This is a genomic window from Crocosphaera sp. UHCC 0190 (assembly GCF_034932065.1).
In the GTDB taxonomy this organism is placed as follows: Bacteria; Cyanobacteriota; Cyanobacteriia; order Cyanobacteriales; family Microcystaceae; genus UHCC-0190.
This window is the reverse complement of sequence record NZ_JAYGHP010000035.1, coordinates 1-3,488: the sequence shown is the minus strand read 5'-3', so window position 1 is coordinate 3,488 and position 3,488 is coordinate 1. Positions and strand designations below refer to the sequence as shown.

Genomic DNA, 3,488 nt, shown 5'->3' with positions numbered 1-3,488 from the left:
CAACCAAAGCAAAATTCTTAAAGCTTCAAATTGCGTGGGAGTCAAAAATTGAGTAAAATGAGACTCATAGACTGACAAAAAATTCATAAATCAACCAATCCAATAAGAACAATAACCCGATTATTCTTACCATAAATCGGGTCTTTTTTCACCTTCTGGGATTGACTAAAAAATCAACATACGAGGGTGATGATCATTTTGGCTATTCTCATTCTTGCTGTCAATTTCTGATAATTTTTCAAGGGTTGCAACGGCTTAACCTCCCTCTATAACAATGTTTCAACGGGATTGTCACCCCGTGAGGAATTAGATAGACAAGTTAATCATCTAAGAACCAGGGTAAATCAAACGCTTTTCTCAGAAACAATAAAGAGATTAAATCCTGAACTAAGTCAATCACTTAATGACCTCTTGTTAAGTCAGCCGTCAGAAAACTTAACGCCATTTAATCAACTCAAGGCTCTACCCAAGCGACCCTCTCGTAACCATCTCAATGATTTATTAGCTCATGAACTATGGCTCAGTCATTTCGGAGATATTAGCGATTACTTACAGCATATAAACCAGGCGAAAATTAAACATTTTGCTGCTGAAGCTAGAGTATTAGATGCCACTTCAGTCAACAGAACGTTATTTATTAACGGTTTTCACCTATGGTTGTAATTTGGGAGCCTCTCAAGCGGCTCGTCACATGAGAGGAATAGTTAATGCGAAATCTCTCTCTAATATTAATAGTCGTCATATTAGTATTGAGCAATTAAATCGCGGTATTACTGATATTATTAATCGTTATAATGTTTTAGATTTACCTCAATTTTGGGGGCAAGGAGATTCGGCCGCCGCCGATGGCACTAAATATGATGTGAGAGAGCAGAATTTGTTATCTGAATATCATATTCGTTATGGGGGATATGGGGGAATTGCCTATCATCATGTGGCGGATAAATATATTGCTTTGTTCAGTCATTTTATCCCCTGTGGGACATGGGAAGCGGTTTATATTCTCGAAGGACTTCTTCAAAATAAGTCTACACTTCAACCTCAAAAAATTCATGGTGATACTCAAGGTCAATCTACCCCTGTCTTTGCTTTATCTTATCTTTTGGGGATTCAATTAATGCCGAGAATCAGGAATTGGCAAGATTTGATTTTTTACCGTCCTGAGAAAGAGACTGTTTATCAGCATATTGATTCTTTGTTTAAAGACTCTATTAATTGGGAACTTCTAAGAACCCATTGGACAGATTTGATGCAGGTTGTTTTATCCATTTATACGGGGAAAATTTCTAGTGCTGCTATCCTCCGAAAGTTAGGCAACTATAGTCGAAAAAATCGCTTATATAAAGCGTTCCGTGAATTAGGTCGAGTCATCCGCACGATTTTTTTATTAGAATATATTTCTGATGGTAAATTAAGACGACAAATTACCGCAGCAACGAATAAAGTAGAGGCTTATCATGGGTTTTCTAAATGGTTCTTTTTTGGCGGTGATAGTATCATTAATTCTAATGATAGAGAGGAAATGGAAAAGCGCATCAAGTATAATGATTTGGTAGCAAATGCGGTCATTTTTCAGAATGTTGTTGACTTAACGGAGGTCTTACAGCAACTTCAAAGAGAAGGCTATTTTTTAGACAAAGAAGATGTTTCAGCTTTGAGTCCTTATTTAACCAGTCATATAAAACGGTTTGGCGATTATTTTCTTGATTTAACGCAAACTCCTCCACAATTAGATGATTTGATGGTTTTAACCTTTTAATATAAGTCTTCTCCTCTAGCAAAAAGTTCAATAACTTCTGTTCTGGTAATGTGATTTTTTTCGGCAATTTCTGCCAGCAATTCCCATGCTGTATCGGTTAATCTCATGCTTCTTAATCGTTTTGTTTCTCCTGCATAGTCAGGCGTAAACGTTCCATCTTCTGCGTGTGGTCGTCTTGGCGATTTCTTTTGAGTTCCTGAATATTGATTCATCGGTTGATTCTTGGCCTTGCTCTCCTCCTAGTATATACATGGACAAATCTTAGTATATACATGGTTGTTTAGAAAACTTTACATCGTGACCGATTTTGCACGTATTCTTTCCATACCCCTTTGAGACATTCTCCCCTGGTTTAATACACTGAGTCCCACACTTAGCACAACGCCACCCCGCAGCTTCTTTGATGATGTGCGCTATGGTTTTCCAGTTCTTGGGATATCGGTTCATTTACTTAGGGTTTGCAGTAATGCAGCATTTAAGTGTTTAAATAATGATAGACGGTTAGGGAACTTATCGCTACTGGGTTAAAGTCTAAATGCAGTAAGTGAGTAACGCAGTAATCAAGTAAAGAATTCAGTAAGTCAGTATGGCAATCATTAGTTTAGTCAATCAGAAGGGAGGTGTCAGCAAGTCAACGACTTCGGTACATCTAGCTTATTGGTTGGTGGTGAAACAGAAGAAAACGGTCTTATTAGTAGATGCTGATAGTCAACGGTCATCATCTCAATGGGTTGAGGGGATGGAAGGGGTCACGATTCCTTGTAAAGTGATTCAAACTCCTGATGATCTACTTGAACAAATTCCGACTTTAGCGGCTGATTATGATTATGTGATTGTTGATGGGCCGGCCAGTTTATCAGAAGCAACCAGGGCCATCCTTTTTCGTTCAGATTTGGCTGTTATTCCGGTACAACCGACGGGGGTGGATCTGCGTTCGGCCTCTGATGCCATGCGGTTAGTTAAACAGGCACAATCAGTACGCGGTGGTTTACCTAATGTTTGTATTTTCCTGAGTCGGGCCGTCAAGGGGACAAAACTTAAAGATGAAGCGATCGCACTTCTCTCTCAGATTCAAGAAGCCAAGTTATTGAAGACAGTGATCCATCAAAAACAAGCGATCGCAGATACCTCTGGACAGTCAGCAACGGTTTGGGACTTTTCAGGGAAACCGGCCAATGACTCGGCTAATGAATATGACAAATTATTTAAGGAGGTGATGTCATGGGTGTAAATAAACGTAAACCATTAAATGATGCTCTGGCTAAAGAGTTTGTCTATGGGGAAAATGGCACATCTGAGAAACAACCCATTGAAGAAACCCCACCCGTTGAACGAGTAGAAATCAAGGAACCTGAATTAAAACCTTCAATTATGGATAAATTACAACCCGTTGAACCAAGAGAAGCGACGAAAAGATTTACAGTAGATTTGCCTGATTCTATGCACCGTAAACTGTCGATATTAGCAGCAAAGACGGGTAGGACAAAAGCTGATATTGTCAGGACTTTACTTGAGGATGTATTGCAAGAAGTAAATAAATAATGCAGTAATTACTTAAGTATTGCCGTAATTACTGGATATTAGACCAAGCTTTTAATGATTTAGCCTGCATTATTCATGAAGAAAAAACAAAACAAAAAAAATAAAAAATTGGCATCAAAAACGATTTTTTATTAAAGGGATTTTTAAAAAGTAGTGGATTTTGGCTAATCCCATCACAAAAAACTAG

Annotated in this window: 3 protein-coding genes and 1 pseudogene; 3 read left to right on the top strand and 1 reads right to left on the bottom strand. The window is 38.2% G+C overall.

Annotation, left to right across the window (positions count from 1 at the left end):
• Positions 1-616: 616 nt before the first annotated feature.
• Positions 617-1,759 (top strand): annotated as a pseudogene (locus VB715_RS21890) (transposase); the annotation flags it as partial.
• On the opposite strand, the gene VB715_RS21885 reads toward VB715_RS21890, so the two are convergent.
• The gene (locus tag VB715_RS21885) at positions 1,756-1,971 is read right to left on the bottom strand and encodes a transcriptional regulator (protein ID WP_323303312.1); all 216 of its coding nucleotides are present in this window, start codon (positions 1,969-1,971) and stop codon (positions 1,756-1,758) included. The pseudogene VB715_RS21890 and the gene VB715_RS21885 overlap by 4 nt on opposite strands.
• Before the next feature lie 374 nt (positions 1,972-2,345).
• Here VB715_RS21885 and VB715_RS21880 point away from each other — a divergent pair, with 374 nt between their 5' ends.
• Positions 2,346-2,990 carry an AAA family ATPase gene (locus tag VB715_RS21880; protein WP_323303311.1) on the top strand — a complete coding sequence of 215 codons (645 nt, stop codon included), beginning with the start codon at positions 2,346-2,348 and terminating at the stop codon, positions 2,988-2,990.
• The gene (locus tag VB715_RS21875) at positions 2,981-3,301 is read left to right on the top strand and encodes a hypothetical protein (RefSeq protein WP_323303310.1); all 321 of its coding nucleotides are present in this window, start codon (positions 2,981-2,983) and stop codon (positions 3,299-3,301) included. The genes VB715_RS21880 and VB715_RS21875 overlap by 10 nt, the downstream gene beginning before the upstream one ends.
• Positions 3,302-3,488: the final 187 nt, after the last annotated feature.